Source organism: Sphingomonas corticis (assembly GCF_012035195.1).
In the GTDB taxonomy this organism is placed as follows: domain Bacteria; phylum Pseudomonadota; class Alphaproteobacteria; order Sphingomonadales; family Sphingomonadaceae; genus Sphingomonas; species Sphingomonas corticis.
This window is the reverse complement of the sequence record NZ_JAAVJH010000015.1, coordinates 48,921-63,428: the sequence shown is the minus strand read 5'-3', so window position 1 is coordinate 63,428 and position 14,508 is coordinate 48,921. Positions and strand designations below refer to the sequence as shown.

Here is a 14,508-nt window from a genome sequence, read left to right as displayed (position 1 = left end):
AGTTGTCCCCGCAGTGCCGGGGTCAGACCTTCAAGCAATGCTAGGAGCGCGCCGATGATCCTGATCGGCCAATACGACTCCCCGTTCGTCCGCCGCGTGGCGGTCGCGATGCGCATCCTGGACCTCGATTACGAGCACCGGCCCTGGTCGACGTTCAGCGACGTCGACGCATTGGCGGCCTACAACCCCCTCAGGCGCGTGCCGACGCTCGTGCTCGACGACGGCGAGGTCCTTGTCGACAGCGCCGCCATCCTCGACCACCTGGACGAGATCGAAGGCGACGGCGCCCTCATCCCGCCAAAGGGATCCGGCCGCCGCGCCGTGCTGAGGCTTGCCGCGCTCGCCATGGGCACCTGCGACAAGATGGTGTCGATGGTCTACGAGCGCGCCCTGCACGAGCACGTGTCCGACGGGTGGCTCGAACGCTGTCGACTGCAGGTGGGCGCCGTGCTCGACCTGCTCGAGGCTGAACGGGCATCGCGGTCCACGCCCTACTGGTTCGGCGAGACGGTCACCCACGGCGACGTCGCGGTCGCCTGCGCCATGCGCTTCCTCCGGGAGGCGCACGGAGCGACGTTCGACCTCGCACGCTGGCCCAGGCTGACGGGTCTGGCGGACCGCTGCGAGGGGCTCGAGGCTTTCCGGACGACCGTGCAGCCCTTCATCCCGCCGGCCTGACCCTCACTCCGCCGCGTCGGCCACCTGGGCCGCATCCTCTTCGTCGTCGCCGTCGATCCCGACCAGCTCGAGCAAGGCGGGACTCTCGGGAATGTCGAGCGTCTCGACGTCGCGCAGGCGCCGCGTGACCGCTCGGGTCCGGCGTCCGGCCTCGTCGACCGTGCGCTTGGCGGTATCGAGCTGCTTGCCGAGCTTCTCCCAGACCTGACCATATTTGGTGAACTCGTTCTTCGCAGCCCCGAGCACCTGCCAGACCTCGCTCGACCGCTTCTCGATCGCCAGCGTCCGGAAGCCCATCTGCAGGCTGGTCAGCAGCGCCGCCAGGGTCGTCGGGCCCTGCACCATCACCCGGTGCTTGGTCTGGAGCTCGCTGGCGAGGCCGGGGCGCCGGATCACCTCGGCGAACAGTCCCTCGGTCGGGAGATACATGATCGCGAAGTCGGTCGAGTGCGGCGGATGGACATACTTCTCGCAGATCGTCTTCGCCTGGAGCCGGATGGCGCGCTCGAGGTCCTTCGCCGCCTTCTCGACGTCGTCGGCCACGCCGCCCTCCTGGGCGACGAGCAGCCGGTCGTAGTCCTCGTGCGGGAACTTGGCGTCGATCGGGAGCCAGAGCGGGACGTCGTCGCCGCCGCGGCCCGGCAAGCGGACGGCGAATTCCACCATCTCGCTCGAGTCCGGGCGGATCCGCACGTTCGTCGCGAACTGGTCCTTGGTCAGCATGTCCTCGAGCAGCATGCCGAGCTGCACCTCGCCCCACCCGCCGCGGGACTTCACGTTGCTGAGCACCCGCTTGAGGTCGCCGACGCCCGTCGCGAGGCTCTGCATCTCGCCCAGGCCCTTGTGGACCTGCTCGAGGCGCTCGCTGACGAGCTGGAACGACTCGCCGAGACGCTTCTCCAGCGTGCCCTGCAGCTTCTCGTCGACGGTCGCGCGCATCTGCTCGAGCTTGGCGGCGTTGTCCGTGCGCAGCGTGTCGAGCCCCTTCGCGACGGTCTCGCGCAAGGCGTCCTGCCGCTTCTCGTTGCTCTCGGTCATCTGGCCGACCTTCGCGGTCACCCCCTCGAGCGCGATGCGCTGCTCGTCGCGGCCCTCGCGCTGCGCCGCGAGCAGCCGGTCGGACAGGGTGGTAACGGCGTCGTTCGTCTCCTTCAGGCGCTCGGACTGCGCCTTGGCGAAGCCCTCGGCATTACGCTGCACGGTCGCCTCGAGCTTGTCGCGCCCGTCGGCGGCCTCCTTGCGCATGTCCGCGAGCTGGTCCGTCTGCGCCTTGCCGAACTCGGTCAGCCGCGTCTCGACCGCGGTGAAGCGGCCCTCGAGCGTCTCGGTCTGCGCGCCCACCGCGGACCGCAGGTCCTCGCGTCCGATCCGCGCCTCGTCGCGGAACGTGCCGGGCAACGAGTTGGCGACCTGCTCGAGCACCGCGATCCGGGTCGAGAGGTCTTCGGGGATCACGGCGGGACGGCCGACCTTCTGCAGGATCAGCACGCCGAGGACGACGGCGACCAGCGCGAGCACCGCCGCTGCGTAGATTGCGAACTCCATCTCCGACTCCCTGTTCTCAGAAGGCGCGGCCGCCGACGGGCGGCGGCCGCTCCCCGGTCAGTCCTCGCGCACCGTGGTGTGCGGGCTGGCCTTGCCATGCTTCGTGGTCACGTAGCGTCCGCTGATCGCGCTGCGGTAGTGGGCGCCCGAGCTACCGCTCCTGCCCGCCGCCTCGTGAACAGTGGTCCGCGGATGCGAACGCCCGTAGCTCGAGCTCACATACCGTCCGGTGCCCGCGCTCCTGAAGCCACCACCCTTCGCCATATCGATCCTCCATCACCATGCCGCCGCCCCGTCCCCGAATCGACCGCCGCTCGGAGAATGGCCGCACCGTGAATCATCGTGCATGAGGGTGACAGAAGCTGTCAGGGTGTGGAAGGGCCGATCGATGTAGTGTGCGTCAACCACCGCTCGACCATCGGCAGGCGGTCGGCGCCCCAGAACGGCTCTCCGTCGACGATGAACCAAGGGGAGCCGAATATGCCGCGCCGTTCGGCCTCGGCGCACTGGTCGCGCAAGGCGGACTTCAGCTCCGGGTCTTCCGCCGCCTTCCTCAGCATCGCGGCATCGAGGCCGATCCCGCGGCCGACGTCGGCGGCGACCGCCGCATCCTCGATCCTGAGGCCGGCGCCGAACATCGCCTCGAAGAGGCTGCGAGCGAACCAGGCGGCCAAATCGCGCCCCTCGATCCTCTCCACCGCGAGGATCATACGCGCCGGCGCCTGCGTCGCGACGGGGAAGTCGGACCGCATGACGAACGGCACACCGTCCATGCGGGCCAGCCGCTCCCAGTCGCGCCGGCAGTAGTCGCCCTTGAGCGGCTGACCGGTGAGCGGTGCGTTTCCGGTCACGCGGAACAGGACGCCCAGCAGGAATGGACGCCAGTGCACCTTCCGGCCGTGGCGCTCCGCCAACCCTTTGATCTTGAGCGCCGCAAAGTAAGCGTAGGGCGAGCTGAGGTCGAACCAGAACTCGATCGGCGGCGAGGTTCCCAACAGACTGCCCTCCAGCGTCCGGGCGCTTGCACCAGCAGCCCGAACACGTAAGGTAACGTCCGTTATCCAAAGCGGCAAGGAGCGAGTGAGATGGGGGTGTCTGAGACCGTGCCTGCAGGGTTCGAACGCCACTTCCGGCAGAGCCCGGCGACCGATCCGTGGGAGCCGCTCTGGTCGCGCCGCGACGACGGTTTCACGATCGGGCTCCACGTGAGGGAGGCGCACTGCAACGCGCGCGGCCTCCTGCACGGCGGCGTGCTGTCGGCGCTCGCCGACAACGCGATGGGCATAGCGTGCGCCGACCGGGCGGACGGCGCGAAGGGGCTGCTGACCGCCCACCTGTCGGTCGACTATCTTGGATCCGCACGGGTCGGCCAGTGGATCGAGGTGCGCGCCCGGCCCCGCCGGGTCGGCGGCTCGATCGCCTACGCCGAGGCGGACGTCCTGGCTGACGGCGAGGCGGTCGCCAGCGCCTCCGCGATCTTCAAGATCGTCCGGACCGCCGACGGCTAGCGGTCACTCGATCCCGCAGAACGCCATCACGCGCCGGACGGCCGGTCGCTCCTTCACGCGTTCCGCATGCTCAGCCCAGGCGACGAGCCCCGACGTGTCCAGGCCGACGATGCCGCTCCAACGCCAGAACACGAGGAGATACGGGTCCACCACGGAGTAGCCCGTCGGGACCGCCCAGCCCCGTCCGTCGCCGAGAAGACTGTCGATGTAGGCGGCGTGGTCGCGCAGTGACGAGAGCCCCTTCTCCTTGATGGTGCCGTGCGCCGAGACGTCGTCCGAGAAGCGCTCGGGCCGCCAGATCTGGCCGAACGCCATCGCGTGCACGGCACCCGACAGCCAGTTCATCCACTCGGCCGCGCGGGCCCGCCACGCGGGATCGGCAGGCAGGAGCCCCGCCTCCGGGTGCGTGTCGGCGAGGTAGGTGACGATCGCCGCCACCTCGGTCAGGAGGCATGGCTGTCCCCCGATCGAACCAGGCACCGCGCTCAGCGCCGGCACCCGCGCCTTCGGGTTGATCGCGCGCCACCGGTCGGTGCGCGTCATCGCGCCGTCGGTCGCGGCCACGAGCTCAGTCTCGTAGGGCTCGCCGATCTCCTCGAGGACGATGTGGGGAGCGAGCGAGCAGCTGCCCGGCGAGTAGTAGAGGCGGTGCATCCGGTCAGCGTCCCTGCATGATCCGGGTGACCCGGCGCGCTGCCGTCAGCTCCTCGATCGCCCCCGAGACCCCGATCATGTCGAGGTCGCCCAAGCCCATGGCCTCGGCCTCGGCATACAGCTGGTGCGACTGGTCGAGCAGCGGCGTCGCGATGCCGGCGGCACGCGCCGCGTCGGCGACGAGGCCGCAGTTCATCAGCACGTCCGACAAGCCGGCCTGCGGCGACATGTCGCTGCGCACGAGCTTGTCCAGCTTCACGCGCGACACGTCGCTGGCCATCGGACCGGCGTCGAGCACGGAGCGGAAGAGGTCGAGGTCGAGGCCGCTGTTGGCGGCGAAGTGGGATGCCTCGACCAGACCCGTCACCATCGCGATCAGGAAGAGGTTGACCGCGAGCTTCATGGTGAGCGCCCCGGGCACCGCGCCGCAGGCGAAGGTCCGGCGGCACATCGGCGCGACGAGCTCACGGACGAGTGCGACATCCGCGTCCCCGCCGGCGACCATGCCGACCAGCATCCCTTGCTCGGCAGGCACGCGCGAGCCCGAGACCGGCGCCTCGACGTATCGGCCGCCGGCCTCGCGGACCGCCTCCCCCAGCGAGGCGGAGAAGGCGGGCGACGTCGTCCCCATGTGCACCACCAGCCGGCCCGCGACGTTGCCCGCGAATTCCGCGGTGCCACGACCGAGGACCTCGTCGACCGCCCGCTCGTCCGCCAGCATAAGGAGCGCGACCTCGGCGCCGCGCAACGTCGAGCGGGCCGAAGCGCCCGTCGCGGCGCCGAGCGCCGCGAGACGGCGCAGCGCGGGCTCCGAGCGGTTCCAGGCCAGCACATCCACGCCCGACCGCACAAGGTTGGCGGCCATCGACTCGCCCATGTGACCGAGGCCGAGGAACGCGACCCTCATCCCAATCTCCCTTCGCGCCCCGGAATAGCACGTTGGATAACGTTTGCTATCCAAAAGCGCGCCGGGCGGGATTAGAAGTCGGACGGCGTCCAGACGATGCCGCTGCGGGGCGTCTCCGAGAGCGGCGTGGCGGCGATGGTCACGCAGGCCCTGCGGACGGATTCGGCGATCTCCGCGGACAGCCTCTCATCGGCGACGGCCCGCGCCATGCTGGCGCCACCGGCGAGCAGGGCGAGCATCGCGAGGGCGCGCGCGCGTCCGTCGGCCTCGCCCTCGAGGGGCGCCTCCTCCAGCATGGCGTCGACCGCCCGCCTCACGCTCTCCTGGTATGCCTCCTTCGTCTCCCCGTCGGCCCGGACGATCTCGGGGGTCAGGGCCGGGAGGTTGCAGCCCCGGCCGGTCTCCTGAAGGTGGGTGCTCGAGGTGTGGAGCGACGCGAAGTCGTTCACCCAACCCCCGACGGGGTCGAGGGTCGGCGAGGACCGGAGCCGCCGGATGCGCGCCGCCACACGGTCGATCCCCGCCTTCGCCACCTCCAGCAGCACCTGCGCCTTGGTGTCGAAGTGCTTGTAGAAGCTGCCCGAGGTCAGGCCCGCGGCCTTCGACAGTTGGTCGACGCCCACGCCGTCGAAGCCCTTCTCGCGGATCACGCGGGCCGCCGCCCGGACGAGCGCGTCGCGCGACGCAGCCTTGTGCTCTGCCGAATATCGCATGGATCAGTCCCCGGTGGGCCTCGGCCCGCCGCGGGCCGAGGAGGTAGATGGTCGATGGCGCCGCCTCACGCCGCGATCCCGCAACCGTCGCCATCTGCGACCGGCCGAAGGTATGACAGGAACTCGCGCAGGGCGCTGAATCCGGTCGCCCCGCGCCTGCGGACTAGCAGCGTCTCGACCGCGGCAAGCTCCCCGCCGAGCGGTTCGAGGACGACGTCGCCGGCCGCCTCAGCCGCTACGAGGACGCTGCGTGGGAGCATGGTCACGCCCAGCCCCGCCTTCACGCAGCCGATGATCGCGTCGAGCGTCCCGAACTCCAGCACCGCATGCTCGCGGACGCCCGCCGCACCGAGCACCGCCTCGAAGCGGTCGCGGTAGGCGCAGCCCGGCGACTTCACGATGATCCGCGCGCCATCGGCGAGCGCCGGTGCGTCCAGGTCGGCGTAGGCCGAGCGGGCGAGCACGAGCTCCTCCTCGAACACGACCTCGGCCTCGAGCTCGGGATGGTCGACCGGTCCGCAGACGAACGCGGCGTCGAGGGAATGCTCGAGCACCTGGCCGATCAGCACCTCGTTGGACCCGACCCGGAGGTTGACGGCGACGGCGGGATGCGCCGCGGTGAAGGCGGCGATGACGGGAGACAGCCGCAAGGCCGCGGTGGTCTCGAGCGACCCCAGGTCGAGGCGCCCGGAGGGAAACCCGTCGTCGAGGACCGCGCGGCGCGCCTCGGCCAGCACCCATGCCGCCTTCGACGCGAAGGGCAGGAGCCGCGCGCCGGCGCGCGTCAGCTCGACGCCGCGGCTGTGCCGGCGGAACAGCTCCGTCCCGAGCTCCCGCTCGAGCGCGCGGATCCGCGAGGTCACGTTGGACTGGACCGTGTTCAGCTCGGCCGCGGCGCGGTTCATCCCGCCCAGCCGCGCCACCGCCTCGAAGGTCCTGAGATCACTCAGCTCCATGCCCGCTCCAGCCGCTATCTCCGAACGAGATAACCGTGTTCTCGACTTATCGTTTGTGGGCTCTGCGGACCGAAAGCACAATAGGATAACGGAGGTGATCTATGTTGAAAAACGCGCGCGTGGCCGCGTTCTGCGAACGCTTCGGGCTCGACGTGCCGATCATGCTGGCGCCGATGGCGGGGGCGAGCGCGCCAGAGCTCTCCTCGGCGGTCATCGGCGCGGGCGGCATGGGGGCGCTGGGCGCCCTCCTGATGCAGCCGGCCGAGATCCTGGACTGGTGCTCGGCCGTGGCCGCCGCCTCGTCCAACCGGTTCCAGCTGAACCTCTGGGTTCCCGACCCAGCGCCCGGGCGCGACGCCGGGTCCGAGGCGCGGGTCCGGGACTTCCTCGCGAAGTGGGGGCCCGAGGTCCCCGCGGACGCCGGGGACGCGACGCCCCCCGACTTCGCGGCGCAATGTGACGCGATCATCGACGCAGCGCCGGCTGCGATCTCGTCGGTCATGGGCCTTTTCCCGGACGACGTCGTGCGCCGCGCGAAGGACCGCGGGATCCCGTGGTTCGCCGTCGTGTCCACCGTGCGCGAGGCCCGCCGCGCCGAAGCGGCCGGCGCGGACGTCATCATCGCGCAGGGCATGGAGGCGGGCGGCCACCGCGCCGCCTTCGACCCGGCGTCCGCCGAGCGCGAGCTGGTCGGGCTCGTGTCGCTCATACCGGCCGTGGTCGACGCGGTCGCCGTGCCCGTCGTGGCGACCGGAGGCATCGCCGACGCCCGCGGCGTCGCCGCCGCGCTCGCGCTGGGCGCGAGCGCCGCCCAGATCGGCACCGGCTTCCTGCGGACCCCGGAGGCGCGGATACACCCGGCCTGGGCCGACGCCATCGCCCGCACCGCCCCCGAGGACACGGCGGTCAGCCGCGTGTTCAGCGGCCGCCCGGGCAGGAGCGTGCGGACGGAATACGTCCGCGCCGCCACGGCGGACGACGCGCCGCCACCCGCGCCCTATCCCGTGCAGCGCGGCCTGACCGCGCAGATGCGGGCCGATGCCGGCAGGACGGGCGACGCCGAGCGGATGCAGGCGTGGTCGGGCCAGTCGGGATCGCTCGCCAGCACGGAGTCCGCGAAGACGCTGACGCGCCGGCTGTGGGCCGAGGCGCAGGAGATCCTCGCGTGACCGCGCTGCGCCTCCACTACTCACCCGGGAGCTGCTCGCTCGCGGTCCACGCGGCGCTCGAGGAGGCCGGCGCCGACTTCGAGGCGGTCCGCCTCGACCTCGCCGCGGGAGACCAGTTCACGCCCGGGTTCCTCGCCCTGAACCCGAAGGGCCGGGTCCCCGTCCTCGAGACGGCGCACGGCCCGCTCACCGAGGTCGCCGCGATCCTCGGCTACGTCGCCGCGACCCATCCGGAGGCGGAGCTCGCGCCCGCCGACGCGTTCGGGCTCGCGCGGATGAACGCCGTGAACGCCTGGATCTCCTCCACCGTCCATGTCGCGATCGCGCACGGACTGCGCGGCTACCGGTGGGCGGACACCGAGCAGGCCAGGGCCGACATGGCCGCCAAGGCGGTCTCCAACTACTCAAAATGCTTCGACCTCATCGACCGCGACCTGGCGCAGGGGCCGTGGATGCTCGGCCACGCGATCTCGACGTCGGACTTCTACGTCTACCTGATGACGCGGTGGCTGCCGCGCATCGGCCTCGACACGACACCCTTCCCGAACGTCGCCGACCACTACCGGCGGATGTGCGAACGCCCGTCCGTGAGGCGCGCCCTCGCCACGCAGGGGTTGAGCTGAATGGACGCCGGTGGCGCCTCGGATAGAGGCGACTGGGCGGCCCTCGCGGTTCTCCTGCTCGGGGCTTTCCTGCCGATCCTCGACTTCAACGTCGTCAACCTCGCGATCCCGGCGATCCGCAGCGACCTCCACGCGTCGCCATCGCAGCTGCAGCTCGTCATGAACGTCTACATGTCGACCTACGCCGTCCTGCTGATCACCGGCGGCCGCCTCGGCGACCGCTACGGACGCAGGCGCATGTTCATGCTGGGCCTCGTCGGCTTCACGCTCGCCTCGACGCTGTGCGGCACCGCGCGGACGCCGGCGTGGCTGATCGGCGGACGCATGCTCCAGGCCACGACGGCGACGGTCATGGCGCCGCAGGTCATCTCCTCGATCCGCCACATCTTCCCGGGGCACCGCCTGCGGCTCGCGCTCGCGCTCTACGGCGCCACCTTCGGCCTCGCCTTCGTGAGCGGCCAGGTCGTCGGCGGCCTCATCGTCGAGTCCCGCCCGTTCGGGCTGTCCTGGCAACCGGTATTCCTGGTCAACGTCCCGCTCGGCCTCGCCGCGCTCGCCGGCGCGACGCTCGCACTCGAGGACACCCGCTCCCCGAACCCGCAGCACCTCGACCTCATCGGCGTCGCGATCAGCAGCGCCGCACTGCTGTCGCTCGTCGTCCCACTGACCGCCGGACGGGAGGCGGGATGGCCCGCGTGGTGCTTCGCGTCGCTAGCGGCGACGCCGGCCCTCGTCGCCGCGTTCGTCAGGTGGGAGGTCGCGGTCGCCCGGCGCGGCGGCGACCCGCTCGTGCGCGTCGACCTGTTCCGCCGTCCGGCGATGGCCTTCGGCGCGGCGATCGCCGCCGCCTTCTACACCACGTCGGCGATGTTCATGACCATCGCAATCCTGCTGCAGAGCGGCGAGCACGTCGCGCCCGCGAAGTCGGGCTTGGCGCTCATGCCGATGTCGGCGAGCTACTTCGCGGTGTCGCTCGCCTCCGCCTCGCTCGCAAAGCGGCTCGGCAGCGCAGTGACGCTTCTCGGGATGGCCTCGCAGTTCGCGGGCCTGATCGTGATCGGGATGGGTCACGGGGCAAGCGGCCTCGGCATCCCGACCGCCGGCCTCGTGCTCCTCGGCGCGGGGTTCGGGATCATCATGCCGACCATCGTCGGGACCGTCGTCGGGGGCGTCGAGCCCGAGCACGCCGGACTGGCCGCCGGGTTGGTGATGTCCTCGCTGCAGGTCGGGGCCTCGACGGGCGTCGCCATCGTCGGCGGGGTGTTCTTCGCGACGCTGGGCGCCGGCCAGCACGACGACTACCGCCGGGCGTTCGCGACGGCGACGTTCGCGAACGCGGCCCTTGTGGCGCTCGGGGTGCTTGCGGCCCTGTGCCTCGTCTTCGCCGAGCGCCGCGCGGCCACGCATCGGGCGGCATGAGCAGCGCCGACGAAGAACGTCCGCGGCGGTCGGCGTCCTCAGCTGCGGACGTCCACCCTGTGCCGGGCCTGCAGATCGGCACATACCGCGCGACCCAGTTCGCTCAGGTCCGCGACCTCTGGAACGAGGCATTCCCCGACGATCCGCCGCGGAACCGGGCGGAAGCCGCAATACCGCAGAAGCTGGCGGTGCAACCCGACCTCCTCGTCGTCGCGACGCTGGACGGACACGTCGCCGGGACCGTCATGGCGGGCTACGACGGGCACCGCGGATGGCTCTATTCGCTCGCGGTGAGAAGGGAGCAGAGATCGCGGGGCATCGGCCGCTCCCTCGTCCGCGAGGCGGAGAGGCGGCTGGCCGCGCTGGGATGCACCAAGGTGAACCTGCAGGTCCGTGGTTCCAACGAAAGGCTGGCCGGCTTCTACGAGGCGCTCGGCTTCGCTCGGGAGGAGCGGATCAGCCTCGGGAAAGCGCTCCTGGAATGCGGACCAGACCTGGGCTGAGGTGTGCGTCCGGGTCGGCGCACGCCGCAGTGCGCTTCCGACTTCCCGAACATCCGCATTCGCGGACGCGATCATCCGCAGTGGCGATACGACTGATGGATCCATTCCGGATAGAACCGGGCGCGAGGCAAAGGAGCTTGCGCTGGGCACGGAGGAAAGACCTTTGGATTCCAGATAATCGGCGCTAGCAATTCGAGAAAGAAGGGGGATACTCATGGACGACTTCGAGCAGCAGCCATTCGCGGACGCCGAGTTCGCGGAGAACCCGGAGCAGCGGTGCCCGTGCGTCCTGCTCATCGACACGTCGACCTCGATGCGGGGCGCGCCGATCAACCAGCTCAACAGCGCGCTGGTCGAGTTCAAGGACGAGCTGCATTCGGATCCGATGGCCGCCAAGCGCGTGGAACTAGCGATCGTCACGTTCGGTCCGGTGCAGACGCGCACGGAATTCACGACGGTCGACGGCTGGTATCCCGAGAACTTCGAAGCGAGCGGCGCCACCCCGATGGGCGAGGCCATCGTGACGGCGCTCGACCTGCTGCGCGAACGCAAGGACCGCTATCGCGCGAACGGCATCAAGTATTACCGCCCCTGGGTATTCCTGATCACCGACGGCGCGCCGACGGACAGCTGGCAGGAGGCGAAGCGCCGCGTGCACGAGGGCGAAGAGCGCAAGGAGTTCATGTTCTACGCCGCCGGCGTCGAAGGCGCGGACATGTCCGTCCTGTCGCAGATCGGCACGCGCCAGCCCCTCAAGCTCAAGGGCCTCGCGTTCCGCGAACTCTTCCAGTGGCTGTCGAGCTCCCTGAGCGCGGTCTCGCAGTCGAGCCCCGGCGACGCCGTGTCGCTGGCGAACCCCACCGCGCCCGACGGCTGGGCTGTTGCCGGCTGATCGCCCCCGGTGGCGCTGGGCCGCCGCATCCAGGATCGGCACCTCCCACCTCAAGGCGGGCACAAGGAAGCAGGACGCCTACCTCGCGCGCACCCTTCGAGACGACACGCTCTGCGTCGTCGTTTCGGACGGCGCCGGCAGCGCGCCGTTCGGCGGCGAGGGAGCCTCCCTGGTCTGCAGGTCGATGGCGGCGAGGCTCCGGGGGTGGTTCGAGCGGCACGACGCGATGCCAGACGAGGATCTCGTCCTCGATTGGCTCGACGATTTGCGGGACACGCTGTCGGTCGTCGCGGAGAAGAGGAAGGTCACGCGACGGCAGTTCGCCGCGACGCTCGCTATGCTCGTCGTGAGACGCGGCGAACTGCTCGCCCTCCAGGTCGGCGACAGCTCGATCGTGGGCCGCGTCGACGGCGAATGGGTGGCGATCTGCTGGCCGGACAGCGGCGAGTTCGCATCGACCACCTACTTCGTGACGGACGATCCCGAGGTGCGCCTCAACGCGGTCCGCGCACCTTCCACGCATGACGGCTTCGCCGTGTTCTCGGACGGGATCGAGACGATCGCGCTCCAGCAGGCGGAGCGCAGGCCGCACCCGGGCTTCTTCGGGCCAATGATCCGGCCGGTCGACACGGCCGAGGCGGCCGGCAAGCTCGTCGACCTGTCCGCCGCGCTGGGCCGCTACCTCGACGGACCGGCGATCTGCGAGCGCACCGACGACGACAAGACGCTGGTCCTCGTCTCCGGCGCGTGACGATGCAGACGGTTAGGGTCGCCGGACGCGCGCACACGCTGGGAAGGCGGATCGGGAAGGGCGGCGAGGGCGAGGTCTTCGCCCTGGAGGGCAGTCCGGACGGCGCCGTGAAGATCTACCGTCAGGATCTCCGGCCGGAGCGCGAGCCGAAGGTCCGGGCCATGGTGGAGGCCGCGCTGGCCTCCACGACGAAGCTGGTGGCCTTCCCCTCGGCGATCGCGACCGACGCCCGCGGGGTCTTCGTCGGCTTCCTGATGCGCCTCGTCTCCGGCTACCGCCCTCTGCACGAGCTCTACAGCCCCAAATCCAGACGGACTGCCTTCCCGGACGCCGACTACCGCTTCGTCGTGCGGTCGGCGCTGAACGTGGCCAGGGCCGTCGCCCAGGTCCACCAGACCGGATGCGTGATCGGCGACTTCAACCACTCGGGCGTCCTCGTCTCGAAGGACGCGACCGTCGCCCTCATCGACGCGGACAGCTTCCAGTTCGACGCGAACGGCCGACGCTACGGGTGCGTCGTCGGCGTCCCCGACTTCACGCCGCCGGAACTGCACGGGGCCGATCTCAGGGCCGTTCCGCGCACGCAGGCCCACGACAACTTCGGGCTGGCCGTCGCGGTGTTCCATCTCCTCGCGATGGGCAAGCATCCCTACGCCGGCCGGTTCGCCGGCGGGGACATCTCGATGGGCGAGGCCATCGCACAGCACCGTTTCGCCTTCTCCCAGACCAGAAGGGCGGAGACGCGCACGACGCCACCGCCGGCGTCGATCACGCTATCCGACCTCCCGCCACCCATCGCGCGCGCATTCGAGGCCGCGTTCGGCAAGAACCCGGCCGCGCGGCCCGACGCCCCGGCGTGGGTGCACCTCTTGAAGGAGCTGGAGGGCTCCCTCAGCCGCTGCGGCAGGGTCAAGACCCACTACTATCCCTCGGCCGCGGGCAAGTGCACGTGGTGCCGGATCGTCGACCAGTCCGCGATCGACATGTTCCCCGACGTTCGGTTGGGCGCTGCGCACGCACCGGCTGGCGCGCCCTTCGACCTGGAGCGCATCCTCGCGCAGATCCGCGCCGTGCGGCTGCCCGACCCGGGCGCGCTGCTGCCCATCGTCCCGGAGGCCTCCGGCGAATCCAGCGAGGCGGTCCGGAAGGCGAAAGGCGCCGTGCGCGGCGCGAAGGCGCTAGGGCTCGCCGCCCTGCTCGCCGCCGCCGCCGGCTTCGCCTACGCCGGCGCGCTCGCGATCGTGTGGATCGGGATCGGCATCTTCGGACTGGTCAGGCTCTTCGGGGGTTCGGTCCAGCAGGCGCCCTTCCGCCGAGCCTACGAGCAGGCGGACCAGAGGGCCCGGGCCGCGGAGATGGCGTTCCTGCAGCGCATCGGGCTCGTCGAACTGGCCGCGGTCCGCGACGACGTGGAACGCTGGATCGGCGAGCACCGCCGGATCGACGAGGAGATGGCCCGGGAGCTCGCGCGCCTGAAGTCGACGCGCGAGGCAAGGCAGCGCGACGCCTTCCTGGACCGCTTCCAGATCCGACGCGCCAGCATCGCCGGCATCGGCCCCGCGAAGACCGCGACACTCGCATCCTACGGCGTGGAGACGGCCGCCGACGTAACGGCGGCGAAGGTCCAGGCGGTCCCCGGCTTCGGCGACGCGCTCACGGCGAAGCTGGTCGCCTGGCGCCGCGCCCACGAGGCCAGGTTCCGATACAACGCCACGCCCGACGCAAGCGACGTGCAGGCGGAGAACGCGGTGCGTTCCGCGGCCGCGAGCAGGCGATCCGACCTCGAGGCGAAGATCCGCTCGGGAGCGGCGGCGCTGCAGGCGGCGCCGCAACTCCTCGGCGCCCGGGCCAAACAACCCGATCCCGCGCTCACCGCGGCACTCCAGGCCCGCGCCGAGGCGGCGCGGGATCTCCGGCAGCTCGGCATGGCCGTCCCGGCCAGCGCCCCGATCAACCTCGCCAGATCATCCCCGAACATCCCCGGTCGAGGCCCCACGGCTTCGGCCTACGCGAGTGGTGGCCACGTTCCCCGTCCCGCCCCGGCACCGTCGGGCACCCCGGGCGCCAGGCCCACCTGCCCCCAATGCGGGTCCGGCATGGTCCGCCGCACGGCGCGACGGGGACCCCGGTCCGGCCGCCAGTTCTGGGGCTGCTCGCGCTACCCGGCCTGCCGAGGGACGAGGAACTGAC

15 protein-coding genes are annotated in these 14,508 nt (G+C 71.0%); 9 read left to right on the top strand and 6 right to left on the bottom strand.

Features of this window, described 5'->3' with window-relative positions; genetic code table 11:
• Window positions 1–54 precede the first annotated feature (54 nt).
• The gene (locus tag HBH26_RS17135) at window positions 55–678 is read left to right on the top strand and encodes a glutathione S-transferase family protein (RefSeq protein WP_168135863.1); all 624 of its coding nucleotides are present in this window, start codon (window positions 55–57) and stop codon (window positions 676–678) included.
• Between the two features lie 3 nt (window positions 679–681).
• Here the strand turns inward: HBH26_RS17135 and HBH26_RS17130 are convergent, their stop codons facing one another.
• Window positions 682–2,196 (bottom strand): DNA recombination protein RmuC, encoded by a 1,515-nt coding sequence (locus tag HBH26_RS17130; protein ID WP_338057450.1) that lies wholly within the window; start codon window positions 2,194–2,196, stop codon window positions 682–684.
• A 392-nt stretch (window positions 2,197–2,588) separates the two neighbouring features.
• Window positions 2,589–3,296: a 2-hydroxychromene-2-carboxylate isomerase gene (locus tag HBH26_RS17125; protein ID WP_209308650.1), complete on the bottom strand. Its 708-nt coding sequence runs from the start codon at window positions 3,294–3,296 to the stop codon at window positions 2,589–2,591.
• A 12-nt stretch (window positions 3,297–3,308) separates the two neighbouring features.
• On the opposite strand from HBH26_RS17125, the gene HBH26_RS17120 reads away from it, so the two are divergent.
• A complete protein-coding gene (locus tag HBH26_RS17120) occupies window positions 3,309–3,731 on the top strand; it encodes a PaaI family thioesterase (protein WP_168135861.1) in 423 nt (140 codons plus the stop codon).
• 3 nt (window positions 3,732–3,734) lie between these two features.
• Here the strand turns inward: HBH26_RS17120 and HBH26_RS17115 are convergent, their stop codons facing one another.
• The 4 genes from HBH26_RS17115 to HBH26_RS17100 all read right to left on the bottom strand — a co-directional run bounded on the left by HBH26_RS17115 (window position 3,735) and on the right by HBH26_RS17100 (window position 6,961).
• The gene (locus tag HBH26_RS17115) at window positions 3,735–4,385 is read right to left on the bottom strand and encodes a glutathione S-transferase family protein (protein WP_168135860.1); all 651 of its coding nucleotides are present in this window, start codon (window positions 4,383–4,385) and stop codon (window positions 3,735–3,737) included.
• A 4-nt stretch (window positions 4,386–4,389) separates the two neighbouring features.
• Entirely contained in the window at window positions 4,390–5,292 is a 903-nt protein-coding gene (locus HBH26_RS17110) for an NAD(P)-dependent oxidoreductase (RefSeq protein WP_168135859.1), read from the bottom strand.
• A gap of 71 nt (window positions 5,293–5,363) precedes the next feature.
• Window positions 5,364–6,005: a TetR/AcrR family transcriptional regulator gene (locus HBH26_RS17105; protein WP_239024887.1), complete on the bottom strand. Its 642-nt coding sequence runs from the start codon at window positions 6,003–6,005 to the stop codon at window positions 5,364–5,366.
• A 65-nt stretch (window positions 6,006–6,070) separates the two neighbouring features.
• Window positions 6,071–6,961 carry a LysR substrate-binding domain-containing protein gene (locus tag HBH26_RS17100; RefSeq protein ID WP_168135857.1) on the bottom strand — a complete coding sequence of 297 codons (891 nt, stop codon included), beginning with the start codon at window positions 6,959–6,961 and terminating at the stop codon, window positions 6,071–6,073.
• Between the two features lie 101 nt (window positions 6,962–7,062).
• Here HBH26_RS17100 and HBH26_RS17095 point away from each other — a divergent pair, with 101 nt between their 5' ends.
• The 7 genes from HBH26_RS17095 to HBH26_RS20495 all read left to right on the top strand — a co-directional run bounded on the left by HBH26_RS17095 (window position 7,063) and on the right by HBH26_RS20495 (window position 14,507).
• A complete protein-coding gene (locus HBH26_RS17095; RefSeq protein ID WP_168135856.1) occupies window positions 7,063–8,130 on the top strand; it encodes an NAD(P)H-dependent flavin oxidoreductase in 1,068 nt (355 codons plus the stop codon).
• A complete protein-coding gene (locus HBH26_RS17090; RefSeq protein ID WP_168135855.1) occupies window positions 8,127–8,753 on the top strand; it encodes a glutathione S-transferase N-terminal domain-containing protein in 627 nt (208 codons plus the stop codon). Before HBH26_RS17095 ends, HBH26_RS17090 begins: the two co-directional genes overlap by 4 nt.
• On the top strand, window positions 8,754–10,172 hold the full coding sequence (locus HBH26_RS17085) for an MFS transporter (protein WP_168135854.1): 1,419 nt from the start codon (window positions 8,754–8,756) through the stop codon (window positions 10,170–10,172). It abuts the gene before it with no gap.
• Window positions 10,169–10,675 carry a GNAT family acetyltransferase gene (locus HBH26_RS17080; RefSeq protein ID WP_168135853.1) on the top strand — a complete coding sequence of 169 codons (507 nt, stop codon included), beginning with the start codon at window positions 10,169–10,171 and terminating at the stop codon, window positions 10,673–10,675. The genes HBH26_RS17085 and HBH26_RS17080 overlap by 4 nt, the downstream gene beginning before the upstream one ends.
• Window positions 10,676–10,889: 214 nt before the next feature.
• Complete coding sequence (locus HBH26_RS17075; protein ID WP_168135852.1) at window positions 10,890–11,567, top strand: vWA domain-containing protein; 678 nt, start codon at window positions 10,890–10,892, stop codon at window positions 11,565–11,567.
• Window positions 11,557–12,318 carry a PP2C family serine/threonine-protein phosphatase gene (locus HBH26_RS17070; protein ID WP_168135851.1) on the top strand — a complete coding sequence of 254 codons (762 nt, stop codon included), beginning with the start codon at window positions 11,557–11,559 and terminating at the stop codon, window positions 12,316–12,318. Before HBH26_RS17075 ends, HBH26_RS17070 begins: the two co-directional genes overlap by 11 nt.
• Before the next feature lie 2 nt (window positions 12,319–12,320).
• A complete protein-coding gene (locus HBH26_RS20495; protein WP_239024895.1) occupies window positions 12,321–14,507 on the top strand; it encodes a topoisomerase DNA-binding C4 zinc finger domain-containing protein in 2,187 nt (728 codons plus the stop codon).
• The last annotated feature ends 1 nt before the right edge of the window (window position 14,508 follow it).

What these genes read in the sequence shown, in the direction of transcription:
- HBH26_RS17135 (WP_168135863.1), top strand. Translation starts at nt 55, where the DNA reads ATGATCCTGATCGGCCAATACGACTCCCCGTTCGTCCGCCGCGTGGCG.
- HBH26_RS17120 (WP_168135861.1), top strand. Translation starts at nt 3,309, where the DNA reads ATGGGGGTGTCTGAGACCGTGCCTGCAGGGTTCGAACGCCACTTCCGG.
- HBH26_RS17115 (WP_168135860.1), bottom strand. Translation starts at nt 4,385, where the DNA reads ATGCACCGCCTCTACTACTCGCCGGGCAGCTGCTCGCTCGCTCCCCAC.
- HBH26_RS17110 (WP_168135859.1), bottom strand. Translation starts at nt 5,292, where the DNA reads ATGAGGGTCGCGTTCCTCGGCCTCGGTCACATGGGCGAGTCGATGGCC.
- HBH26_RS17105 (WP_239024887.1), bottom strand. Translation starts at nt 6,005, where the DNA reads ATGCGATATTCGGCAGAGCACAAGGCTGCGTCGCGCGACGCGCTCGTC.
- HBH26_RS17100 (WP_168135857.1), bottom strand. Translation starts at nt 6,961, where the DNA reads ATGGAGCTGAGTGATCTCAGGACCTTCGAGGCGGTGGCGCGGCTGGGC.
- HBH26_RS17095 (WP_168135856.1), top strand. Translation starts at nt 7,063, where the DNA reads ATGTTGAAAAACGCGCGCGTGGCCGCGTTCTGCGAACGCTTCGGGCTC.
- HBH26_RS17085 (WP_168135854.1), top strand. Translation starts at nt 8,754, where the DNA reads ATGGACGCCGGTGGCGCCTCGGATAGAGGCGACTGGGCGGCCCTCGCG.
- HBH26_RS17080 (WP_168135853.1), top strand. Translation starts at nt 10,169, where the DNA reads ATGAGCAGCGCCGACGAAGAACGTCCGCGGCGGTCGGCGTCCTCAGCT.
- HBH26_RS17075 (WP_168135852.1), top strand. Translation starts at nt 10,890, where the DNA reads ATGGACGACTTCGAGCAGCAGCCATTCGCGGACGCCGAGTTCGCGGAG.
- HBH26_RS20495 (WP_239024895.1), top strand. Translation starts at nt 12,321, where the DNA reads ATGCAGACGGTTAGGGTCGCCGGACGCGCGCACACGCTGGGAAGGCGG.